Here is a 17,734-nt window from a genome sequence, read left to right as displayed (position 1 = left end):
GTGGGCGGCTGCGTGGGCTCCTGCGTCGGCTGCTGCGTCGGCTGCGGTGCGGGCTCGCTCGTCGCGGGGGTCGTCTCGGTCGGCGTCGGGTCGGTGGAGGGCGACGGGTCGAGCGTCGGGGCCGGCGAGGGCGACGCCGGCTCGGACGGCGTCGACGAGGGTGACGCGGGGGCATCCGTCGGCACCTCGGCGACGTCTGCGGGCGCGCTCGGGGTGGGATCGCCGCCGGGGAGCGCCTGCAGCGCCACGACCCCGAGCGCGACGACGACGACCGCGGCCGCCCCCACGAGCGCGCCGACGAGGATGCGGCGTCGACGGCGGGCCGCGGGGTCGACGCCGTCGGCGTCGACGACGGGAAGCACGCCCGTCGGCGAGTCGCCCTCGAGCGGCCGGGCGAGGTCGGGCACGGTCGCATGAGCCGTCGCGACACCCGCAGCGGCGCCCGCTCCGAGCGCGGCCGTCTGGCCGGTGGGCAGCGGCAGCGCCGCGGTGACGCCGGTGGTCGTCGCCACGTCCGAGCCGGCGATCGGGACGACGCGCGTCGGCACGCGGTCGGTCGCGAGCGCGGCGAGCTGCGTGCGCAGCGCATCGGTCGTGGGGCGCGCGTTCGGATCACGCGACGTCATGGCGCGCAGCAGCGCCGCCCACCGCTCGTCGACCGTCGGCGGGATCACGGGGTCGCGCAGCATGCGCGCCGTGAGCGCCTCGATCGCGGGCCCCGGGAACGTGCGCTCGCCCGTGATCGTCTCGAGCAGCACGAGGCCCAGCGCGTAGACGTCTGCGGACGGCCCGACGTCGCCGCCGGTCGCCTGCTCCGGGCTCAGGTAGGCGGCCGTGCCCAGCACGGCGCCGGTCGCGGTGATGCGATCGCCGCCGTCGACTGCGGCGATGCCGAAGTCCGCCAGCCGCGCGTCGAACTCGTGCTCTGGCAGTGACGATGGCGCGAGCAGGATGTTGGAGGGCTTCACGTCGCGGTGCACGACGCCTGCGGCGTGCACGACGGCGAGGGCCTCGGCGAGGTCCTGCGCGAGACGCAGCAGCTCGGCGTCGGCGATGGGCCCATCCGCCCGTCGCTGGCCGAGGGTGGGCCCGTCGACGAGCTCCATGACGAGCACGATGGCGTCGAGGCCGTCGGACGTCAGCGGCACGGCGTCGTAGATCGTGACGAGCGCGCGATGGCTGAGCGTCGCGAGCAGGTCGATCTCGAGGCGCTCCCGCTCGCGCGTGGCGGCGTCGGAGCCCGCACCCGCGACGACCTTCAGCGCGACGTCGCGGCCGAGCACCTCGTCGCGCGCGCGGTGCACGGTCGCCGAGCCGCCGCGGCCGATGCGCTCGCCCACCAGGTAGCGGTCGGCGAGCAGCGCTCCCGGCGCGAGCGGATGCGACGCGTCGCGCATGTCCATCGGCGAGTCCTCCTCGTGCCCCGCGCCGAGCATAGGCGTGGCACGCGCACGCCGCCCCCGGTTGCGCGGAGGCGGCGGACGTGTCTGCTACCGCTTCGCGGACTCCTGCCACACCTTGAGACCCACGTCGACGCCCTCGACGAGCTCGTCGATGCGGGCGAGCTCCTCTGCCGTCAGGGCAGGCGCCTCGAGCGCGGCGAGGTTCTCGTCGATCTGCTCGGCACGCGAGGCGCCGATGAGGGCGGAGGCCACGACGTCGTCGCGCAGCACCCACTGCAGCGCGAGCTGCGCGAGCGACTGCCCGCGCTCCTTCGCGAGGTCGTTGACGGTGTTGAGGATGCGCACCGTCTCCTCCGGCAGCGGCTCCTGCGAGAGCGAGCCGCGCTGCATGCGCCGCTCGGCGGTGCCGTCGCCCAGGTACTTGCCCGTGAGCAGGCCCTGCGCGAGCGGCGTGAAGGCGATGGCGCCCATGCCGGTGCCACGCAGCGCATCCGTGAGCCCATCCTCGACCCAGCGGTTGAGCATGGAGTAGGCGGGCTGGTGGATGACGAGGGGCGTGCCGAGACGGTCGGCGATGGCCTTCGCCTCGCTCGTGCGCTCTGCCGAGTACGACGAGATGCCGACGTAGAGCGCCTTGCCCTGCCGCACGAGCGTGTCGAGCGCCCCGATGGTCTCCTCGAGCGGGGTGACGGGGTCGGCGCGGTGCGAGTAGAAGACGTCGACGTGGTCGATGCCCATGCGGGTCAGCGACTGCTCGGCGCTCGCGAGGATGTACTTGCGCGAACCCCACGAGCCGTACGGGCCGGGCCACATGGGGTAGCCGGCCTTCGACGAGATGATGAGCTCGTCGCGGTAGCGGCCGAGGTCCTCGCGCAGCATGCGGCCGAAGTTCGTCTCGGCGGAGCCGGGAGGCGGGCCGTAGTTGTTGGCGAGGTCGAAGTGGGTGATGCCACGGTCGAACGCGTGCCGCAGCAGGGCGCGCTGGTCGTCGAACGGGATGTTGTCGCCGAAGTTCCACCACAGACCCAACGAGATCGGTGGCAGGTACAGCCCCGAGGTGCCCACCTGGCGGTACTCGGCGCCGCGATAGCGGTCCGGTGACGCCTGGTAGGGGCGGTGCAGCTCGTAGGTGTCGGGGTTCCAGCGGGGTGCGTCGTCGCTCATCCATCCGACCCTAGCGAGGCGAGGGGGCGTCGCGGGGGCCGGTTGCGCTCCTGGCGCAGCGGTTGCGCCCGCTCAGTCGCGCCGCACGTACCACTCGGTGAAGTCGCAGGCGCGGCCGAGCTCGTCGAGCCGCACGACCCAGAGGTTGTCGTAGGTCGCGCCCTCGAGGTACGTCGTGACGCCCTGGATGACGGCGACGTCGCCCTGCTCGGCGACGGTGTGCCACTCGAACGTCCACGATCCCGGCGCATCCGCCTCCTCGTGCCACATGCGCACGATGGCCTCGATGCCGATCGCCGGCTCGTCGTCGGAGGGGTAGCCGCGGTAGATCGCGTCATCTGCGAACGCGCTGCGCAGCACGTCGTCATCCTCGGTGCGCCACGCCTCGACGTAGCGCTGCACGAAGTCCTCCGCGCGCGTCATCGCATCGCCTCCCTGTGCCGAGCGCATCGAGCGGCATCGGTCGCGCGCCGCGGCGTCGCACGGGTGCGACGCATCACGCCGTCGCCGAGCGCTCGGCCAGCAGCGCAGCCGTCACGCCGTTCGTCCAGCCGAAGCCGTCCTGCAGCTCGTACTCGCCGCCGCCGCCGATGCCGCCCGCGTCGCCGACGATCTCGTACTTCTCGATGAGCTTGTGCTCGCGGTCGAAGACCGACTGCACCGTCGCGAGCCACCGCGTCGCGATCTCGTCGCCCAGCGGCAGGTCGTAGCGACGGAAGCCCGCGATCGCGAGCCACTGCAGCGGCGCCCAGCCGTTCGGACGATCCCACTGATCGCCCGTCTCATGCTCGCTCGTGCCGAAGCCGCCCGACCGCAGCAGTCGCGCCCGCACGGCCTCCTCGGTGCGACGTGCCTGGTCGTCGCTCGCGCAGCCGACGAACAGCGGTGCGACGCACGCGCCGTTCACCGAGGCCCGCTGCGCGCCCAGCTGCAGGTCGTGGTCGAGGTAGACGCCGTCCTCGTCGTTCCAGAGCCACCGATCGATCGCCGCCGCCCGCGCATCCGCAGCCTCCGCGAACGACCGCGCGGAGGTGACGTCGCCGTCGGCCTCGCTCAGCCGCGCCAGCAGCCGCTCGAGCACGAGCAGGAACGCGTTGAGGTCGACCGGCACGATCGACGTCGTGCGGATCGTCGCGAGATCGCCGGGCTCGTCGTTCCACCGCGACGAGAAGTCCCACCCCGACGCAGCCCCCGCGCGCAGGTCGCGGTACACGTCGTGCGCGGGACGGTCGGAGGCGCGCGCCGTCGCGACGTCCTCGCGGTACGACTCCTCGCGCGGCGTGTCGCGGTCGTCCCAGTAGCGCTGCAGCACCGCGCCGTCCGGCATCGCGACGCAGTGGCGATGCGTCTCCCCCGGCCGCAGCGCATCGGCGCCGTCGACCCACCAGGTGTGCTCCCGTCGCAGCGCGTGCAGCATGTCGAGCGGATCCGCGGCGCCCACCGTCTCGGCGAGCTCGACCATGCACGCGAGCATCGGCGGCTGCGACCGCGTCAGGTAGTAGGTGCGGTTGCCGTTGGGCACGTGGCCGTAGCGCTCGATGAGCGACGCGAACGATGCGAGCGCGTCGCGGATCGCCTCGTGGCGGCCGCTCGCGGCGAGCCCGAGCATCGAGAAGTACGTGTCCCAGTAGTACAGCTCGCGGAAGCGACCACCGGGCACGGGATACGGCTTCGGCACGTCGATGAGCGAGCCGAGCCTGCGCGGCGTCATCGCATGCGTCAGCGGATCCCACAGCCGCTCGATGTGCGTCGCGAGGTCGTCGGATGCGTGCGGCTCGAACGTGCTGTGCGCCTCGACGGGCTCGTCGAAGCGCTCCGCGACGAACCGCGCGAGGTCGAAGCCCTCGTCATGTCGATGCCTGCGGTAGTCGCGCAGGATCTGCTCGGGATCCTCGAGCGGCACGCAGTCGACGAACGTCTTCGAGTCGGGGAAGACCTCGCTCGTCTGCACCGCCAGGAACAGCTCCTGGTAGCGGTCGGCGGGCGAGAGGGTGTCTGCGGGCATCGATGCCTCCTGGCGTGGGTCGGCGTCGGCCGGCGTGGGGCTCGCGCGCTCAGTCGAGCAGCAGCGCAGGCTCCTCGAGCACCGACGCGACGTCGGCGACGAAGCGCGAGATGATGTCGCCGTCGATCGCGCGGTGATCGAACGAGCCGCCCACCGTCGTGACGTAGCGGGGGCGCACCTCGCCGTCGACGACCCACGGCTTCTGCTTGATCGTGCCCAGCGCGATGATGCCCGTCTCGCCGGGGTTGAGGATCGGCGTGGCAGTGTCCATGCCGAACACGCCGATGTTCGAGATCGTGATCGTGCCGCCACGCAGGTCGGCGGGCGGCGTCTTGCCGTCGCGCGCCGTCACGGTGAGCTGCTCGAGCGCCTTCGCGAGCTCGAGCAGCGACATGTGCTGCGCATCCTTCACGTTCGGCACGAGCAGGCCGCGCGGCGTCGCCGCCGCGATGCCGAGGTTCACGTAGTGGTGCACGACGAGCTCGTCGCCCGTGAACGTGGAGTTCACGCGCGGGTTGCGGCGCGCAGCCCACAGCACGGCGCGCGCCACGATGAGCATGGGCGACAGCTTCACGCCCGCGAAGTCGGTCGACTGCTTGAGCCGCTGCACGAACTCCATCGTGCGCGTCGCGTCGACGTCGACGAAGACGCTCACGTGCGGCGCCGAGTACGCCGACTCGACCATCGCCGCCGCGATCGCCTTGCGCACGCCCTTCACGGGGATGCGCTCCTCGCGTCCGCCCTCGTACGCGGCAGGCGTCTCGAGGTTCTTGAAGACGCTCGCCTGCTCGGCGGCGCGCACGACGTCGTCGCGCGTCACCTCGCCCGCGAGCCCCGTGCCGACGAGCGCGGCGAGGTCGACGCCCAGGTCGCGCGCGAGCTTGCGGATCGGGGGCTTGGCGATGATGGGCGACGCGGATGCCGCGGGCACCGACGCGGGACGCGCAGGCTCGGTGCGCGCCGGCGGCTGCTCGATCGTGCGCGGCTTGCGACGGCGGGTCTGCGCGTCGCCGCGCACGCCGTAGCCCACGAGCACGGCGCCGGGCTCGTCGTGGGTGATCGACGCGTGCGCGTCGGCGACGGCCTCGCTCGTCTCGAGCGCCGACGGGTCGACGGGTGCCGACGCGGCCTCGACGTCGGCGGCGTCGGCGATGCGGATGATCGGCGCACCCACCTCGACGGTGTCGCCAGGTTCCGCCAGCAGCGCCTCCACGCGGCCCGCGAACGGGCTCGGCAGCTCGACGAGCGACTTCGCCGTCTCGATCTCGAGGATGACGTCGTTGACGGCGACCTCGTCGCCCACGGCGACCTTCCAGGCCACGATGTCGGCCTCGGTCAGGCCCTCGCCGGGATCCGGCAGTCGGAACTCCTGCATCATGCCTCCATCAGTAGGCCAGCACGCGGTCGACGGCGTCGAGCACGCGATCGGCGTCGGGCAGGTAGACGGCCTCGAGCGCGGCCGGCGGGAACGGGGCGTCGAAGCCCGACACGCGCAGCACGGGCGCCTCGAGCGAGTAGAACGCGCGCTCGTGGATCGTCGCGGCGACCTCCGAGCCGACGGAGACGTGTCCTGGCGCCTCCTGCGCCACGACGACGCGGCCCGTGCGCTGCGCCGACGCGACGATGGGACCGAAGTCGATGGGCGACAGCGACCGCAGGTCGATGACCTCGCAGCTCGTGCCCTCGCCCTCGGCGATCTGCGCGGCCTGCAGCAGCACGTGCACCATGGCGCCGTGGCCCACGAGCGTCACGTCGGAGCCCTCGCGTGCGACGACGGAGCGGTGCAGCGGGCTCGGCGCCGCCGACGTGTCGACCTCGCCCTTCGCCCAGTACTTCGCCTTCGGCTCCATGAAGATCACCGGGTCGTTGCCCTGGATCGCCTGCTGGATCATCCAGTACGCGTCGTTCGCCGTCGACGGGCTCACGACCCTGAGTCCCGCCGTGTGCGCGAAGTACGCCTCGGGGCTCTCCTGGTGGTGCTCGACCGCGCCGATGTGACCGCCGTAGGGGATGCGGATGACGACGGGGAACGACTGGGTGCCCAGGTGCCGCGACGTGAGCTTCGCCAGCTGCGACACGATCTGGTCGAACGCCGGGTAGACGAAGCCGTCGAACTGGATCTCGCACACCGGCCGGTAGCCGCGCATCGCGAGGCCGATCGCGGAGCCGACGATGCCCGACTCCGCCAGCGGGGTGTCGATGACGCGATGCGCACCGAACTCGGCCTGCAGGCCGTCGGTGACGCGGAACACGCCGCCGAGCGGGCCGATGTCCTCGCCCAGCAGCACGACCTTGTCGTCGGCGGCCATCGCGGCGCGCATGCCTGCGGTGAGCGCCTTCGCGATGGGCATCTGCGTCGGCTGGGTGGTCTGCGTCACGGGTCAGTCCTCCCCGAACGACGACTCGAACTCCGACAGCGCGAGCTTCTGCTGCGCCAGCGGAGCGTGCGGATCCGTGTAGACGTGGTCGAAGATGACGTCGCTCGCCGGCGACGGCGCCTCGAGCGTGCGCCTGCGCACGTCGGCGGCGACGTCGGCGGCCTCCTCGTCGATCGACGTCAGCAGCGCATCGTCGACGCCCTGCCCGCGCAGGTGGGCAGCGAGACGGGCGATGGGGTCGCGGCGCTGCCACGACGCCTCCTCCTCGCTCGTGCGGTAGCGGGTGGGGTCGTCGCTCGTGGTGTGCGCACCCATGCGGTACGTGTCGGCGGCGATGTAGCCGGGGCCCTCGCCGGCGCGCGCAGCGTCGAGCTCGGCACGGCCGACCGCGAACGCGATGAGCGGGTCGTTGCCGTCGATCCAGTGCGCACGATGCCCGAAGCCCGCAGCCCGCTGGTGCAGCGGCGTGCGCGACTGCACGCGCGAGGGCACCGAGATCGCCCACTTGTTGTCCTGCATGTACGTCACGAGCGGCGCGTCGAACGTCTTCGAGAACACGAGGCCCTCGCTCGCGTCGCCCTGGCTCGAGGCGCCGTCGCCGTAGCAGACGAGCACCGCCTCGTCGCGGGTCACGTCGCCCGTGCCGACGGTGCCGTCCATCGTCGCGCCCATCGCGTAGCCGGTCGCGTGCAGCGCCTGCGTCGCGATGACGAGCGAGTAGAGGCGGCACCCGCGCGTGCGCGCCGGATCCCATCCGCCGTGCTTCGCGCCGCGGAACACGTCGATGATCTGCGACCACTCGACGCCGCGCACGTGGGCGATCACATGCTCGCGATACGACGGGAAGACGGTGTCCTGCTCGCGCATCGCGAACGCCATGCCGACCTGGCCGCCCTCCTGGCCGACCGACGGCACCCACAGGCCCAGCTTGCCCTGACGCTGCAGGTTGCGCGCCTCCATGTCGACGGCGCGCGTGTGCACCATCGCTCGATGCATCGCGATGCGATCGTCGGTCGAGAGCTCGTCGGCGAGCGCATGCCATCGCTCGGTGGCCGCCTCCAGCACGAGCGCGCCGTCGGCGTCGAGCAGCCGCAGCGGCTCGGCGACGTCGGAGTCCGCCAGCAGGGTCATGCGAGCTCCCGGATGCGGCGGATGGCCTCGACGATGCCGTCGTGCGCCTCCCGCTCCGCGACCGTGATGCGCACGCCGTCCGGGAACTGCCGCGCCACGATCCGCACCGACTCGAGGATCTCGGCGATGGGGCCCGCCTGCTGCGGCGTCGCCGCCACCCACAGGAAGTTGCCGTGCGCCTGCGGCACGGACAGCCCCTCGTCGGCCAGTCGGCGCTGCAGCGCGTCGCGATCGTCGGCGAGCTGCTCGACGCGGGCGAGCAGCTCGCCCTCGGCCTCGATGCTCGCGATCGCGGCCGAGGTCGCGAGCCCCGTGACCGACAGGGGGATGCCGGCGAGCGACGCGGCACCGATGATGGTCGGATCGCCGATGGCGTAGCCCACGCGCAGCCCCGCGAGGCCGTACGCCTTCGAGAACGTGCGCAGGATCACGACGTTGTCGTGGCTCGCCTGCGCTGCGAGGCCGTCGACGGTCGGCACGCGCACGAACTCGACGTACGCCTCGTCGAGCATGACGAGCACGTCGGAGGGCACCTTCGCGATGAAGGCGTCCCACGCCTCCTGCGTCACGATCGGGCCCGTGGGGTTGTTGGGGCTGCAGACGAACACGGCGCGCGTGCGCTCGGTGATCGCCGCCGCCATGGCGTCGAGGTCGTGCTCGGCGGCGTCGGTGAGCGGCACCATGACGGGCGTGGCACCCGAGACCTGCACGAGCAGCGGGTAGGCCTCGAACGAGCGCCACGCGAAGACGACCTCGTCGCCGGGGCCCGCGACGGCGGAGACGAGCTGCATGATGCCCGACACCGAGCCGTCGGAGACCATCACGCGCTCGGGTGCGACGCCGTGCTTGGCCGCGAGCGCCGCGACGAGCGACGGTGCGCCGGCAGCCGGATAGCGGTTGACGGTCGCGACCTGCTCGACGATGGCGTCGACGACCGACGGCAGGGGCGGGAAGGGGTTCTCGTTGCTCGAGAGCTTGAAGCCACCCTCGGGCGCGGGTCGCCCCTGCTTGTAGGCCGGGATCGCCCGGATGGCATCTCGCAGTCGCACAGGCACGGTCCCAGCGTATGGGGAGGGGCGTGCATCGCGCGCATGTCCGTCACCGGTCGCGCCACGTCACCCGCCTCGCCCGCCTCGCGGAGGTGGCGGTGCGATGATGGGCGCATGCGCTTCCTGCTGCGGCTCGCGGGCACCGCCCTCGCGATCTGGATCGTCACGCTCATCGTCCCCGGCATCCACATCGTGCCGTGGGAGCCGGGTGCCTGGGGCGAGGTGTCGACCCTGCTGCTCGTCGCCGTCGTCTTCGGCGTCATCAACGCGACGGTCGGCAACCTCATCCGCATCGTCGCCTTCCCGATCTACCTGCTGACGCTCGGCATCGCGGCGCTGTTCGTGAACGCGCTGCTGCTCATGTGCGTGCACTGGCTGTCGGAGGCCGCGGGCTTCGGCCTCCGGCTCGACGGCTTCTGGTGGGGCTTCGTCAGCGCGATCCTCATCTCGTTCGGCACGTGGCTCGTCACCGTGCTCACGCGTCCGCTGTGGCGCAAGGACCGCAAGCGCGACAGGGCCTGATCTCGGAACGGGGCCTGATCTCGGAACGGGGCCTGATCTCGGAACAGGGCCTGATCGCGCACCAGGGCCTGACCGCGCGAGCGGCGCGGCTCCCGCGCCGCAAGGGCTGGAATTCCACGCCGCCTCGGTCGTTGGATGCAGGCATGAGCGACTCCGAGACCCCCACGATGCAGGCCGTCGTCTACGACGACTTCGGCGGCACCGACCAGCTGCACCTTCGCGACGTGGCGGCCCCGACGCCCGGGCCCGGCGAGGTGCGCATCCGCGTGCGGCGCGCCGGCGTGAACCCCGTCGACTGGAAGGTGCTCTCGGGCGGGCTGCGCGGCCTCATGCCGCACGTGACGCCCATCGTGCCCGGCTGGGACGTCGCCGGGGTCGTCGACGCGCTCGGCCCCGACGTGCCCGAGCTCGCCGTCGGCGACGAGGTGCTGTCGTACGCCCGCAAGGACTGGGTGCAGCAGGGGACGTTCGCCGAGCTCGTCACCGTGCGGGTCGTCGACGTGGCCCGCAAGCCCGCGGAGCTCTCGTGGGACGCGGCGGGTGCGCTGCCGCTCGCGGGGCTCACGGCCGAGCGCGTGCTCGACGCCGTCGAGGCCGGCGACGGCGACACGGTGCTCGTGCACGGCGCCTCCGGTGGCGTCGGCACGCTCGCGGTGCAGCTCGCGCGGCTGCGCGGCGCCCGTGTGATCGCGACGGGATCCCCCTCGGGCCACGACCGACTGCGCGCGCTGGGTGCGGAGCCCGTCGCGTACGGCGACGGCCTCGTCGACGCGGTCCGCGCGCTGGCGCCCGAGGGCGTCGACGCGGTCGTCGACCTCGTCGGCGGCGTCATGGAGCAGACGCTCGCGGTGCTGCGCGAGGGCGGCAGGCACGCCTCGATCGCCGACCACGCCGCAGACGAGCACGGCGGGCGCTGGGTGTGGGTGCGCCCGGACGGCCCCCGCCTCGAGGCGCTCGCGCAGCGCGTCGCTGGCGGCGAGGTCGACGTCGAGATCGCGGGCTCCTTCCCGCTGTCGGACGTCGCAGGCGCCTTCGAGCAGAGCCAGTCGGGCACGACGCGCGGCAAGCTCGTCATCCACGTCTCCGACTGACCCCGAGTCGCGCTCACCGCTCGACGGTGAAGCCGATGGCGCCTGCCGACTCGGCGCCGTCGGTCGCGGCGGCGACCTCGCTCCAGACCGCGAGCGCGAGGTCGTCGCCGGAGGTGTCGAGGTGCGCTGCGGTGTCGGCGTACGCCTCGGGATGGTGGCCGCCTGCGGTGACCTCGGCGAGCGGCTGCCCTGCGGGGTCGTAGCGGTCGGTCTCGATCGCTGCGAGGTCGGGCGAGGCCTCGAGCACGACGCGGTCGCCGCCGTGCATGCCGCCGAGCGCGGCGACGAGGTCGGAGTCGTGCTGCACGGCGACGGCGGTGGTGCCTGGCGGCACGGGCGTCGCACCCACCGGTGCGCCGAACGTGACGACCGCGTCGACCTGGAAGCGGCCGTGCGCGGCAGCCGCTGCCACGGCCGCGCCGCCCTGCGAGTACCCGAACATCTGGATGACGTCGCCCGAGTCGGCTCCGGCTGCCACGAGCGCCTGCTCGATCGCGGCCGCGCTGCCCACGAGCGGCCCCTCCCCCGTGTTGGCGGCGTTCTCGATGTTGGCCGTGAGGTCGTACGCCGTCGTCGGGTCGTCGATGGCGAACGAGGCCGTGCCGCGCGCGAGCACCTGCCACACGATCGTGCCGTCGGGCTGCTCGTAGCGCTGCACCTCGACGACGGGCCCGTCGGCGGAGAGACGCTCGAACGCGCTCGAGTAGGAGTCGACGGGCGGCTGCACGGCAGGGGGCGTCGCCGTCGGCTCCGCACGCGTCGGCACGGCGCCAGGTGGGCGCGGAGCGTTGCCGGTGACGAGGAGCGCGATCGCGAGCGCGACGCCCGCACCCGTGGCGAGGCCCTCCTCGTCGCCTGCGAGCTGCGAGACGAACGGCAGCAGCGGATTCGTGACCCCGAGGCCGGCGAGGCCGGCGAGCGCCTCGTCGACCGACTCGACCGCGAGCGCGAGGGCGTCGACGAACGCAGGGTCGTTCAGCAGCGCAGGCAGCAGCGGGGCGAGCGGCGCGAGCGCCTGCGCCGCGAGGTCGACGAGCAGGTCGCCGAGGGGCGTCTGCGCGAGCCCGGCGCCCACGAGGATCGTGGGCAGCGTCACCGGCAGGCTCGCAGCCCCCAGGAGCAGCCCGCCGAGCACGAGGGTGCCGAGGCCCGTCGCGGCGGCGGCGCCCGCGAGCTCGACGGCTGCGGACGCAGCCTGCTCGGCGGTGCCGTACGCCCACGCGGCGAACACGATGGCCGCGCGCACGTCGGCGAGGTGCGCGCGGGCGACGACGCACGCCATCTCTGCCTCGTCGGCGAGCGCGATCGCGCGCACGACGGCTGCCTGCGCGTACGGGACGCCCTGCGAGACCGGCGGCGACGTGCGGCCGCGCAGGATGCGCAGCGCGCGCTCCAGCTCGACGTCGACGGCGTCGAGCGCGGCGGCGAGGTCGTCCCCGACCGTGGGGCTCCACGCGGTGACGCTCACGGCAGCTCCGCCGCGACGGCGGCGACGGCCGACACGAGCGGGTCGCGTGAGGCGACGACGTCGGCGCGCAGCAGCGCCGAGCGCTGCTCGAACGCCTCCGACGCCGCGCCGAGCCACTCGAGCGACGTGCGCGGCAGCGCGTCGAGGGCGAACCGCGTCGCGCGGCGCGCGAGCACGAGCTCGTCGGAGAGGCGCTGCAGCGATGCGAGCGCGGCGGTGCGCGCCACGGCGGCGATCGGATCGTCTGGCTGCGTGGTGGCGAGATGCATGCGCGGCACCCTGCACGACACGCGCGGCGCACCCCGGCCTCCTGCACGCTGGCTGTGGATGGGGACGGTTCCGCGCCGTCTGTGCGGGATCCTTGCCATGATGAACCTCGTGACCATGGACCGGGCGTTCCTCGACGCATCGCGGTTCCGCATCTGCTTCGTGTGCACCGGCAACATCTGCCGGTCGCCGATGGCATCGGCGGTGCTGCGTCGGCTCGCCGCCGAGCACGGCGTCGCCGACCGCATCCTCGTCACGAGCGCGGGCGTCAGCGACTACCACGTGGGCGAGACGGCCGACGAGCGCACGATCGCCGCCCTCGCGCGCGGCGGCTACCCCGCATCCGACCACCGCGCGAAGCACTTCACGCGCAAGTGGTTCGACCGGTTCGATCTCGTCATCGCGCTCGACCGCGGGCAGGAGCGCGTGCTGCGCCAGCTCGCACGCGACGACGAGGCGCGCTCGAAGGTGCGTCTGCTCATGGCCTTCGAGGCCGACCCCGCCACGCTCGACGTGCCCGACCCGTACTACTCCGAGCCCGAGACGTTCGATGCGGTGCTCGCGCAGATCGAGTCGGCCTCGCGCAGGCTGTTCCGCCAGATCCACCCCGTGCTCGCGGCGACGAAGCGCGCCTGAGCCGGCGCCGCTGCGCGGGCTCGTCAGGCGCGCACGCGGGCGCGATGCCTGCGCACGCCGTCGCGGTTGGCGCACCGCACCGAGCAGTACCGCTGCGTGCCGTTCCTCGTGACGTCGACGACGACGTTCGTGCACGCGTCGCCGGGCGCGAGGCCAGCCGCGCACCTGGCCATGCGGTGCATGCCGCGGGTCGAGACGTGCAGCGCCGTGCCGACGGCGATGACGGCGCGCAGCACGTGCGGCAGCGTCTGCAGCTCGTCGCGGTAGTGCAGGTGCCAGCCCTCGCCGTCGTGGTCGGTGAGCCTCGGGTAGGCGGCGACAGATGCCATCTGCGCGTTGAGCAGGGCGGCCCGCTCGCCGTCGGTGGCCGCGTCGACGATCGCGAGCCAGTCGTCGACGACGCGTCGCGTCGCGGCGTGGTCCTCTTCGGATGCCGGGGTGAAGTCCATCGTCATGCCGGCCACGCGTGCCCGCGCCACGATCTCGGCGCGGTCGGCCGGCCAGTCGTTCGCGAGCGAGGCCGCAAGCCGCACCGCGTACTCGCCGTAAGGGTTGAGATGCACAAGGCCATTACAGCAGGCTCGACGCCATGACCGCCACGCGCTCCCTCCTCCCCGACGCCCACCGCGCCGCCACGCACGAGCACGGCTGGACGACCGAGTCCCTGCATCGCACCTCCGAGGGCGGCGTGCGCTACGTGCGGTGCGCCACGTGCGGCGCCCGCCGCGTCGACCTCGTCCGCACCGCCGCCGTGGTGCCGGAGCCCGTGAGCGCCGTCGTCGCCGCGACGGCATCCGACGCGGTGGGATGATGGAGCACGTCCCCGCGCGCTCGCGCCCGACACGATCACCCCCGAGGACGTCATGACGCTTCCCCCGCAGCCCGTCTCCCCGCTCGATGGCCGCTACCGACGCCAGGTCGGCGCGATCGGCGAGCACCTGTCGGAGGCGGCGCTCAACCGGGCCCGCGTGCACGTCGAGGTCGAGTGGCTCGTGTTCTGCGCCGAGCGCGGCCTGTTCGGCACGCCTGCGATCGCCGAGGCCGACGCCGAGAGCCTGCGCGCGTGGGCCGCGGGCTTCGGCCAGGCCGAGATCGACTGGCTCGCCGAGAAGGAGGCCGTCACGCGGCACGACGTCAAGGCCGTCGAGTACCTCGTGCGCGACCGACTCGCGAGCCAAGGGCTCGACGCGCTCGCCGAGGCGACGCACATCGCGTGCACGAGCGAGGACGTCAACAACCTCTCCTACGCCCTCACGATCCGCGATGCGGTGCACGAGGTGTGGATGCCGGCGCTGCGCGAGGTCATCGGCCGCCTGTCGGGCCTCGCCGTCGAGCACCGCGACCAGCCGATGCTCGCCCACACGCACGGGCAGCCTGCGACGCCGACGACGCTCGGCAAGGAGATCGCCGTGTTCGCGTGGCGTCTCGAGCGCATCGCCGGGCAGATCGAGGACGTCGAGGTGCTCGGCAAGTTCGCAGGCGCCACCGGCACGTTCTCGGCGCACGTCGTCGCCGACCCGAACGCCGACTGGCCGAGCCTCGCGAAGGAGTTCGTCGCCGGCCTCGGGCTCACGTGGAACCCGCTGACGACGCAGATCGAGTCGCACGACTGGCAGGCCGAGCTCTTCCAGCGCATCAGCCACGCAGGCCGCATCCTGCACAACCTCGCCACCGACGTGTGGACGTACATCATGATGGGCTACTTCACGCAGATCCCCGTCGAGGGTGCGACGGGCTCGTCGACGATGCCGCACAAGATCAACCCCATCCGGTTCGAGAACGCGGAGTCCAACCTCGAGCTCGCGAGCGCGCTGCTCGAGTCGCTCGCCGCGACGCTCGTCACGAGCCGCCTGCAGCGCGACCTCACCGACTCGTCGACGCAGCGCAACGTGGGCGTCGCGCTCGGCCACTCGCTGCTCGCGCTCGACAACCTGCGCGCGGGCCTCGGCGAGATCGCCGTCGCGCCCGCGCGCCTCGCCGCCGACCTCGACGGCAACTGGGAGGTGCTGGCCGAGGCGATCCAGACCGTCATCCGCGCCGAGGTGCTCGCGGGCACGTCGTCGATCGACGACCCCTACGCACAGCTCAAGGGCCTCACGCGCGGGCACCGCGTCGGGCAGGCGGAGCTCGCCGAGTTCGTCGACGGCCTCGACATCTCGGATGCGGCGAAGGATCGCCTGAAGGCGCTCACGCCTGCGACGTACGTGGGCCTCGCGCCGGAGCTCACCGACCTGGCACCGTGACGCCGCCGATCGCGAGGGGCCCCGAGCGGTCGGATCGCCTGCGCATCGCCGGCGAGCGGTGCGTGCTGCGCGACTGGGCGCTCGCCGACGCCGAGCCGCTGCGCTCGCTGCTCGACCCGCGCGCGACGTGGCACGACACGAACGGGCCGTACCTCGGGCGCCCGACGGCCGACGACATGGTGCGCGTGCGCGACGGCTACCTCGCGCTCGCGGCGATGCCCGCCGATCAGGTGCCCACGCCGCGCGCGTCGCTCGCGATCGCCGATCCCACCACCGATGCCGTGCTCGGCTGCGTCTCCTGGTACTGGGAGAGCCGCGCGACCGACTGGCGCCGCATCGGCATCGTGCTCTATGACGACGCGGCCCGCGGCCGCGGCATCGGCCGCGAGGCGCTCGCCATGTGGACCGACCACCTGTTCGCCGTCACCGACGCGCTGCGCCTCGACCTCGCGACCTACTCGGGCAACGTCGGCATGCAGCGCGCGGCCGAGGCGGCCGGCTTCACGCTCGAGGCGCGCATGCGCTCGGCCCGCCGCTGGTCGGGTGGCGTGCACGACGCGCTCGTCTACGGGGTGCTGCGCGAGGAGCGCATGCGCTGACGCGCTGACGCCCCATTCCTCCCGTCCCTGAACCTCCGGAAGGATCTCAACATGAGCACGCCGCTCGACGACTGGAGCGCCGATCTCGCGGCGCGCACCGCACCGAGGTCTCGCGCAGCGCTCGAGGCGCTCGTCGATGGCCAGCCATGCTCCGTCGCGAGGGCTTCTTCGATCGTTGGCCGAATGCGGTCGTGGTCCTCGAAGCGGTGGATGCCGCCGTCACGAACGACCAGCGCCGGGCATGGATCCGTGCGATCGACACCGCGGGGCACGCCGACGAGCACGAGCAGTGGTTGGAGGATCCGAGCTCGTGACCGGAGCGCCTGGAGTCACGCGCGCCAGATGATCGGGTCGACCCAGTACGGGTCCGTGCTCGAGCCGCCGTTCGGCACCGTGCCGTCACCGTAGAAGTACGCGCCGACGACCTCGGTGCCGGGCAGCGCCAGCGCGACGGTGCAGGTGTCCTCGGCCGTGCCCACCTGGGCGGCCGTGACCATGAAGTCGCCCGAGCATCCCGGTGCATCCCCGCCGAAGTCGAGCACGCCCGCGGCACCCTGCCCATCCGACTGGATGCCTGCGATCGTGCCGCCCACGATGCCGTCGATCGCGCGACCGAACAGCGCGACGACCTCGACGCGTCCGCGGACGTACCAGACGCTGCCGCCGCCCTGGTACGCCTCGGCGTCGTCGATCCCCTGCAGGTACGCGTCGTCGCCGCGCTCGATCGCCGTCACCGTGTAGCGCAGGATGCTCCAGGCCTCCGACTCCTCCAGCACGCCCGTGGCGTTCCGCACGAGCATCGAGTCGCCGATGGCGAGGCTCGTCCCCGGCGGGGTGGAGTCGGGGAGCGGCACGGGGTTGGCAGAGTCCTCCCGCGGCACCGTCGGCGTGGGGGTCGGCGTCGCAGAGGGCGTCGGCGAGGGCGTCGCGGATGCGACGGGCGTGGCCGCCGGCGTCTCCGTCGGCGATGGCGCGGGCGTCACCACGCAGCCGGCGATCGCGAGCGTCGCGGCGAGCGCGACGGGCATGACGAGCAGCAGCCGGTGGAGACGGTGAGGCACCCGTGCACGATACCGACCGAATGCGCGCATCCCTCTCGGGTCGCGCCGAGCCTCGCCTGGGCGCGCGGGCCCGTCGTCAGCGATGGAGCGTGGGCCGGTAGACGACCTCCAGCGTGCCGCCGTCGAGCGTACGGCTCTCGAGCAGCTCGAGGTCGAGGTCGTCGGCCCCACGGAGGATGGGGCTCGCGCCCGTGCGGCCGGTGATCGCCGGGAAGATCGTCACCTGCAGCCGGTCGACGAGGCCGGCACCCATGAGGGCCCAGTTGAGCGACAGGCTCGCCTGCGATCGCAGGGGCACGTCCGACTCCTCCTTAAGCCGGCGCACGATCTCGACGCCGTCGCCGGGCTCGATCGTGGCGTCCGGCCAGCCGAGCGTGTCGCGCAGCGTCGAGGACACGACGGTCGTGGGCATGCGCATGAGCAGCTGGTTCCACTCGTCGAGCGCGTTCGGGTCGGTGCCCGCGCCGAGGATGCTCGCGACCTCGCGGAACGTCGTCGCGCCGTAGACCATGCGCTGCGGCTCGGCGAAGAGCGCGACGCGGTGCGCGAGCAGCTCGGGGCCCTGCTTGCCCCAGTACCCACCCCAGTCGGACCCCTCGCCGAGCGATCCGTAGCCGTCGAGCGTCGAGAAGACGTCCCAGGTGTACTCCACCGCCATGCTGCTCCCGTCGACTCGGCTCACCCTAGGCCGAGCGACCCGACGACGGAAGCCCGTGC

The 17,734-nt window shown here is 73.0% G+C and carries 20 protein-coding genes; 7 read left to right on the top strand and 13 right to left on the bottom strand.

All coding sequences use genetic code 11. The annotated features are described in order from the left end of the window. From ACZ6H8_RS05640 to ACZ6H8_RS05605, 8 genes are all read right to left on the bottom strand, one after another. On the bottom strand, positions 1-1,403 hold a 1,403-nt coding region (locus ACZ6H8_RS05640), incomplete at its 3' end, for a serine/threonine-protein kinase (protein WP_464145317.1). 87 nt (positions 1,404-1,490) lie between these two features. Further along, complete coding sequence (mgrA, locus tag ACZ6H8_RS05635) at positions 1,491-2,567, bottom strand: L-glyceraldehyde 3-phosphate reductase (protein ID WP_464145316.1); 1,077 nt, start codon at positions 2,565-2,567, stop codon at positions 1,491-1,493. 72 nt (positions 2,568-2,639) lie between these two features. Beyond that, complete coding sequence (locus ACZ6H8_RS05630; protein WP_464145314.1) at positions 2,640-2,990, bottom strand: nuclear transport factor 2 family protein; 351 nt, start codon at positions 2,988-2,990, stop codon at positions 2,640-2,642. Between the two features lie 73 nt (positions 2,991-3,063). Next, entirely contained in the window at positions 3,064-4,641 is a 1,578-nt protein-coding gene (gene treF, locus ACZ6H8_RS05625; protein WP_464145328.1) for an alpha,alpha-trehalase TreF, read from the bottom strand. Then, positions 4,622-5,950: a dihydrolipoamide acetyltransferase family protein gene (locus ACZ6H8_RS05620; protein ID WP_464145312.1), complete on the bottom strand. Its 1,329-nt coding sequence runs from the start codon at positions 5,948-5,950 to the stop codon at positions 4,622-4,624. The genes treF and ACZ6H8_RS05620 overlap by 20 nt, the downstream gene beginning before the upstream one ends. Positions 5,951-5,957: 7 nt before the next feature. Then, positions 5,958-6,923 (bottom strand): alpha-ketoacid dehydrogenase subunit beta, encoded by a 966-nt coding sequence (locus tag ACZ6H8_RS05615; RefSeq protein WP_464145326.1) that lies wholly within the window; start codon positions 6,921-6,923, stop codon positions 5,958-5,960. Between the two features lie 30 nt (positions 6,924-6,953). Continuing rightward, positions 6,954-8,081, bottom strand: coding sequence for a thiamine pyrophosphate-dependent enzyme (locus ACZ6H8_RS05610; RefSeq protein ID WP_464145310.1), 1,128 nt, complete (start codon positions 8,079-8,081; stop codon positions 6,954-6,956). Continuing rightward, positions 8,078-9,136 (bottom strand): histidinol-phosphate transaminase, encoded by a 1,059-nt coding sequence (locus tag ACZ6H8_RS05605; protein ID WP_464145308.1) that lies wholly within the window; start codon positions 9,134-9,136, stop codon positions 8,078-8,080. Before ACZ6H8_RS05605 ends, ACZ6H8_RS05610 begins: the two co-directional genes overlap by 4 nt. Before the next feature lie 108 nt (positions 9,137-9,244). On the opposite strand from ACZ6H8_RS05605, the gene ACZ6H8_RS05600 reads away from it, so the two are divergent. Both ACZ6H8_RS05600 and ACZ6H8_RS05595 read left to right on the top strand, forming a co-directional pair. After that, the gene (locus ACZ6H8_RS05600; RefSeq protein WP_464145306.1) at positions 9,245-9,652 is read left to right on the top strand and encodes a phage holin family protein; all 408 of its coding nucleotides are present in this window, start codon (positions 9,245-9,247) and stop codon (positions 9,650-9,652) included. 143 nt (positions 9,653-9,795) lie between these two features. Then, positions 9,796-10,743: an NADP-dependent oxidoreductase gene (locus ACZ6H8_RS05595; protein WP_464145304.1), complete on the top strand. Its 948-nt coding sequence runs from the start codon at positions 9,796-9,798 to the stop codon at positions 10,741-10,743. A 13-nt stretch (positions 10,744-10,756) separates the two neighbouring features. Here ACZ6H8_RS05595 and ACZ6H8_RS05590 read toward each other — a convergent pair whose 3' ends face one another. Both ACZ6H8_RS05590 and ACZ6H8_RS05585 read right to left on the bottom strand, forming a co-directional pair. Next, positions 10,757-12,211 carry a hypothetical protein gene (locus ACZ6H8_RS05590; protein ID WP_464145301.1) on the bottom strand — a complete coding sequence of 485 codons (1,455 nt, stop codon included), beginning with the start codon at positions 12,209-12,211 and terminating at the stop codon, positions 10,757-10,759. Continuing rightward, positions 12,208-12,480: a hypothetical protein gene (locus tag ACZ6H8_RS05585; RefSeq protein ID WP_464145300.1), complete on the bottom strand. Its 273-nt coding sequence runs from the start codon at positions 12,478-12,480 to the stop codon at positions 12,208-12,210. Before ACZ6H8_RS05585 ends, ACZ6H8_RS05590 begins: the two co-directional genes overlap by 4 nt. A 115-nt stretch (positions 12,481-12,595) precedes the next feature. Here ACZ6H8_RS05585 and ACZ6H8_RS05580 point away from each other — a divergent pair, with 115 nt between their 5' ends. Continuing rightward, a complete protein-coding gene (locus tag ACZ6H8_RS05580; RefSeq protein ID WP_464145324.1) occupies positions 12,596-13,114 on the top strand; it encodes a low molecular weight protein-tyrosine-phosphatase in 519 nt (172 codons plus the stop codon). Between the two features lie 23 nt (positions 13,115-13,137). On the opposite strand, the gene ACZ6H8_RS05575 is transcribed toward ACZ6H8_RS05580, so the two are convergent. After that, positions 13,138-13,677 (bottom strand): CGNR zinc finger domain-containing protein, encoded by a 540-nt coding sequence (locus ACZ6H8_RS05575; protein ID WP_464145299.1) that lies wholly within the window; start codon positions 13,675-13,677, stop codon positions 13,138-13,140. Positions 13,678-13,703: 26 nt separating this feature from the next. Between ACZ6H8_RS05575 and ACZ6H8_RS05570 the strand changes: the two genes are divergently transcribed. From ACZ6H8_RS05570 to ACZ6H8_RS05555, 4 genes are all read left to right on the top strand, one after another. Next, positions 13,704-13,925 carry a hypothetical protein gene (locus ACZ6H8_RS05570; RefSeq protein ID WP_464145297.1) on the top strand — a complete coding sequence of 74 codons (222 nt, stop codon included), beginning with the start codon at positions 13,704-13,706 and terminating at the stop codon, positions 13,923-13,925. A 52-nt stretch (positions 13,926-13,977) separates the two neighbouring features. After that, positions 13,978-15,357 (top strand): adenylosuccinate lyase, encoded by a 1,380-nt coding sequence (gene purB / locus ACZ6H8_RS05565; protein WP_464145295.1) that lies wholly within the window; start codon positions 13,978-13,980, stop codon positions 15,355-15,357. Beyond that, complete coding sequence (locus ACZ6H8_RS05560) at positions 15,354-15,956, top strand: GNAT family N-acetyltransferase (RefSeq protein ID WP_464145292.1); 603 nt, start codon at positions 15,354-15,356, stop codon at positions 15,954-15,956. Before purB ends, ACZ6H8_RS05560 begins: the two co-directional genes overlap by 4 nt. 146 nt (positions 15,957-16,102) lie before the next feature. Further along, entirely contained in the window at positions 16,103-16,270 is a 168-nt protein-coding gene (locus tag ACZ6H8_RS05555; RefSeq protein WP_464145290.1) for a hypothetical protein, read from the top strand. A gap of 15 nt (positions 16,271-16,285) precedes the next feature. Here the strand turns inward: ACZ6H8_RS05555 and ACZ6H8_RS05550 are convergent, their stop codons facing one another. Next, complete coding sequence (locus ACZ6H8_RS05550; RefSeq protein ID WP_464145289.1) at positions 16,286-17,017, bottom strand: hypothetical protein; 732 nt, start codon at positions 17,015-17,017, stop codon at positions 16,286-16,288. A gap of 76 nt (positions 17,018-17,093) precedes the next feature. Then, on the bottom strand, positions 17,094-17,675 hold the full coding sequence (locus tag ACZ6H8_RS05545) for a dihydrofolate reductase family protein (RefSeq protein ID WP_464145287.1): 582 nt from the start codon (positions 17,673-17,675) through the stop codon (positions 17,094-17,096). Between the last annotated feature and the right edge of the window lie 59 nt (positions 17,676-17,734).

This window comes from Agrococcus sp. AC640b, from assembly GCF_979255995.1.
Note: the sequence above shows the minus strand (reverse complement) of the source record. Positions and strands in the feature narration are given on the sequence as shown.

Bases quoted from the DNA above. Each gene is read 5' to 3' on its own strand.
- mgrA (WP_464145316.1), bottom strand. From the start codon at position 2,567: ATGAGCGACGACGCACCCCGCTGGAACCCCGACACCTACGAGCTGCAC.
- ACZ6H8_RS05630 (WP_464145314.1), bottom strand. From the start codon at position 2,990: ATGACGCGCGCGGAGGACTTCGTGCAGCGCTACGTCGAGGCGTGGCGC.
- ACZ6H8_RS05620 (WP_464145312.1), bottom strand. From the start codon at position 5,950: ATGATGCAGGAGTTCCGACTGCCGGATCCCGGCGAGGGCCTGACCGAG.
- ACZ6H8_RS05615 (WP_464145326.1), bottom strand. From the start codon at position 6,923: ATGCCCATCGCGAAGGCGCTCACCGCAGGCATGCGCGCCGCGATGGCC.
- ACZ6H8_RS05610 (WP_464145310.1), bottom strand. From the start codon at position 8,081: ATGACCCTGCTGGCGGACTCCGACGTCGCCGAGCCGCTGCGGCTGCTC.
- ACZ6H8_RS05600 (WP_464145306.1), top strand. From the start codon at position 9,245: ATGCGCTTCCTGCTGCGGCTCGCGGGCACCGCCCTCGCGATCTGGATC.
- ACZ6H8_RS05595 (WP_464145304.1), top strand. From the start codon at position 9,796: ATGAGCGACTCCGAGACCCCCACGATGCAGGCCGTCGTCTACGACGAC.
- ACZ6H8_RS05585 (WP_464145300.1), bottom strand. From the start codon at position 12,480: ATGCATCTCGCCACCACGCAGCCAGACGATCCGATCGCCGCCGTGGCG.
- ACZ6H8_RS05580 (WP_464145324.1), top strand. From the start codon at position 12,596: ATGGACCGGGCGTTCCTCGACGCATCGCGGTTCCGCATCTGCTTCGTG.
- ACZ6H8_RS05570 (WP_464145297.1), top strand. From the start codon at position 13,704: ATGACCGCCACGCGCTCCCTCCTCCCCGACGCCCACCGCGCCGCCACG.
- purB (WP_464145295.1), top strand. From the start codon at position 13,978: ATGACGCTTCCCCCGCAGCCCGTCTCCCCGCTCGATGGCCGCTACCGA.
- ACZ6H8_RS05555 (WP_464145290.1), top strand. From the start codon at position 16,103: ATGCTCCGTCGCGAGGGCTTCTTCGATCGTTGGCCGAATGCGGTCGTG.
- ACZ6H8_RS05545 (WP_464145287.1), bottom strand. From the start codon at position 17,675: ATGGCGGTGGAGTACACCTGGGACGTCTTCTCGACGCTCGACGGCTAC.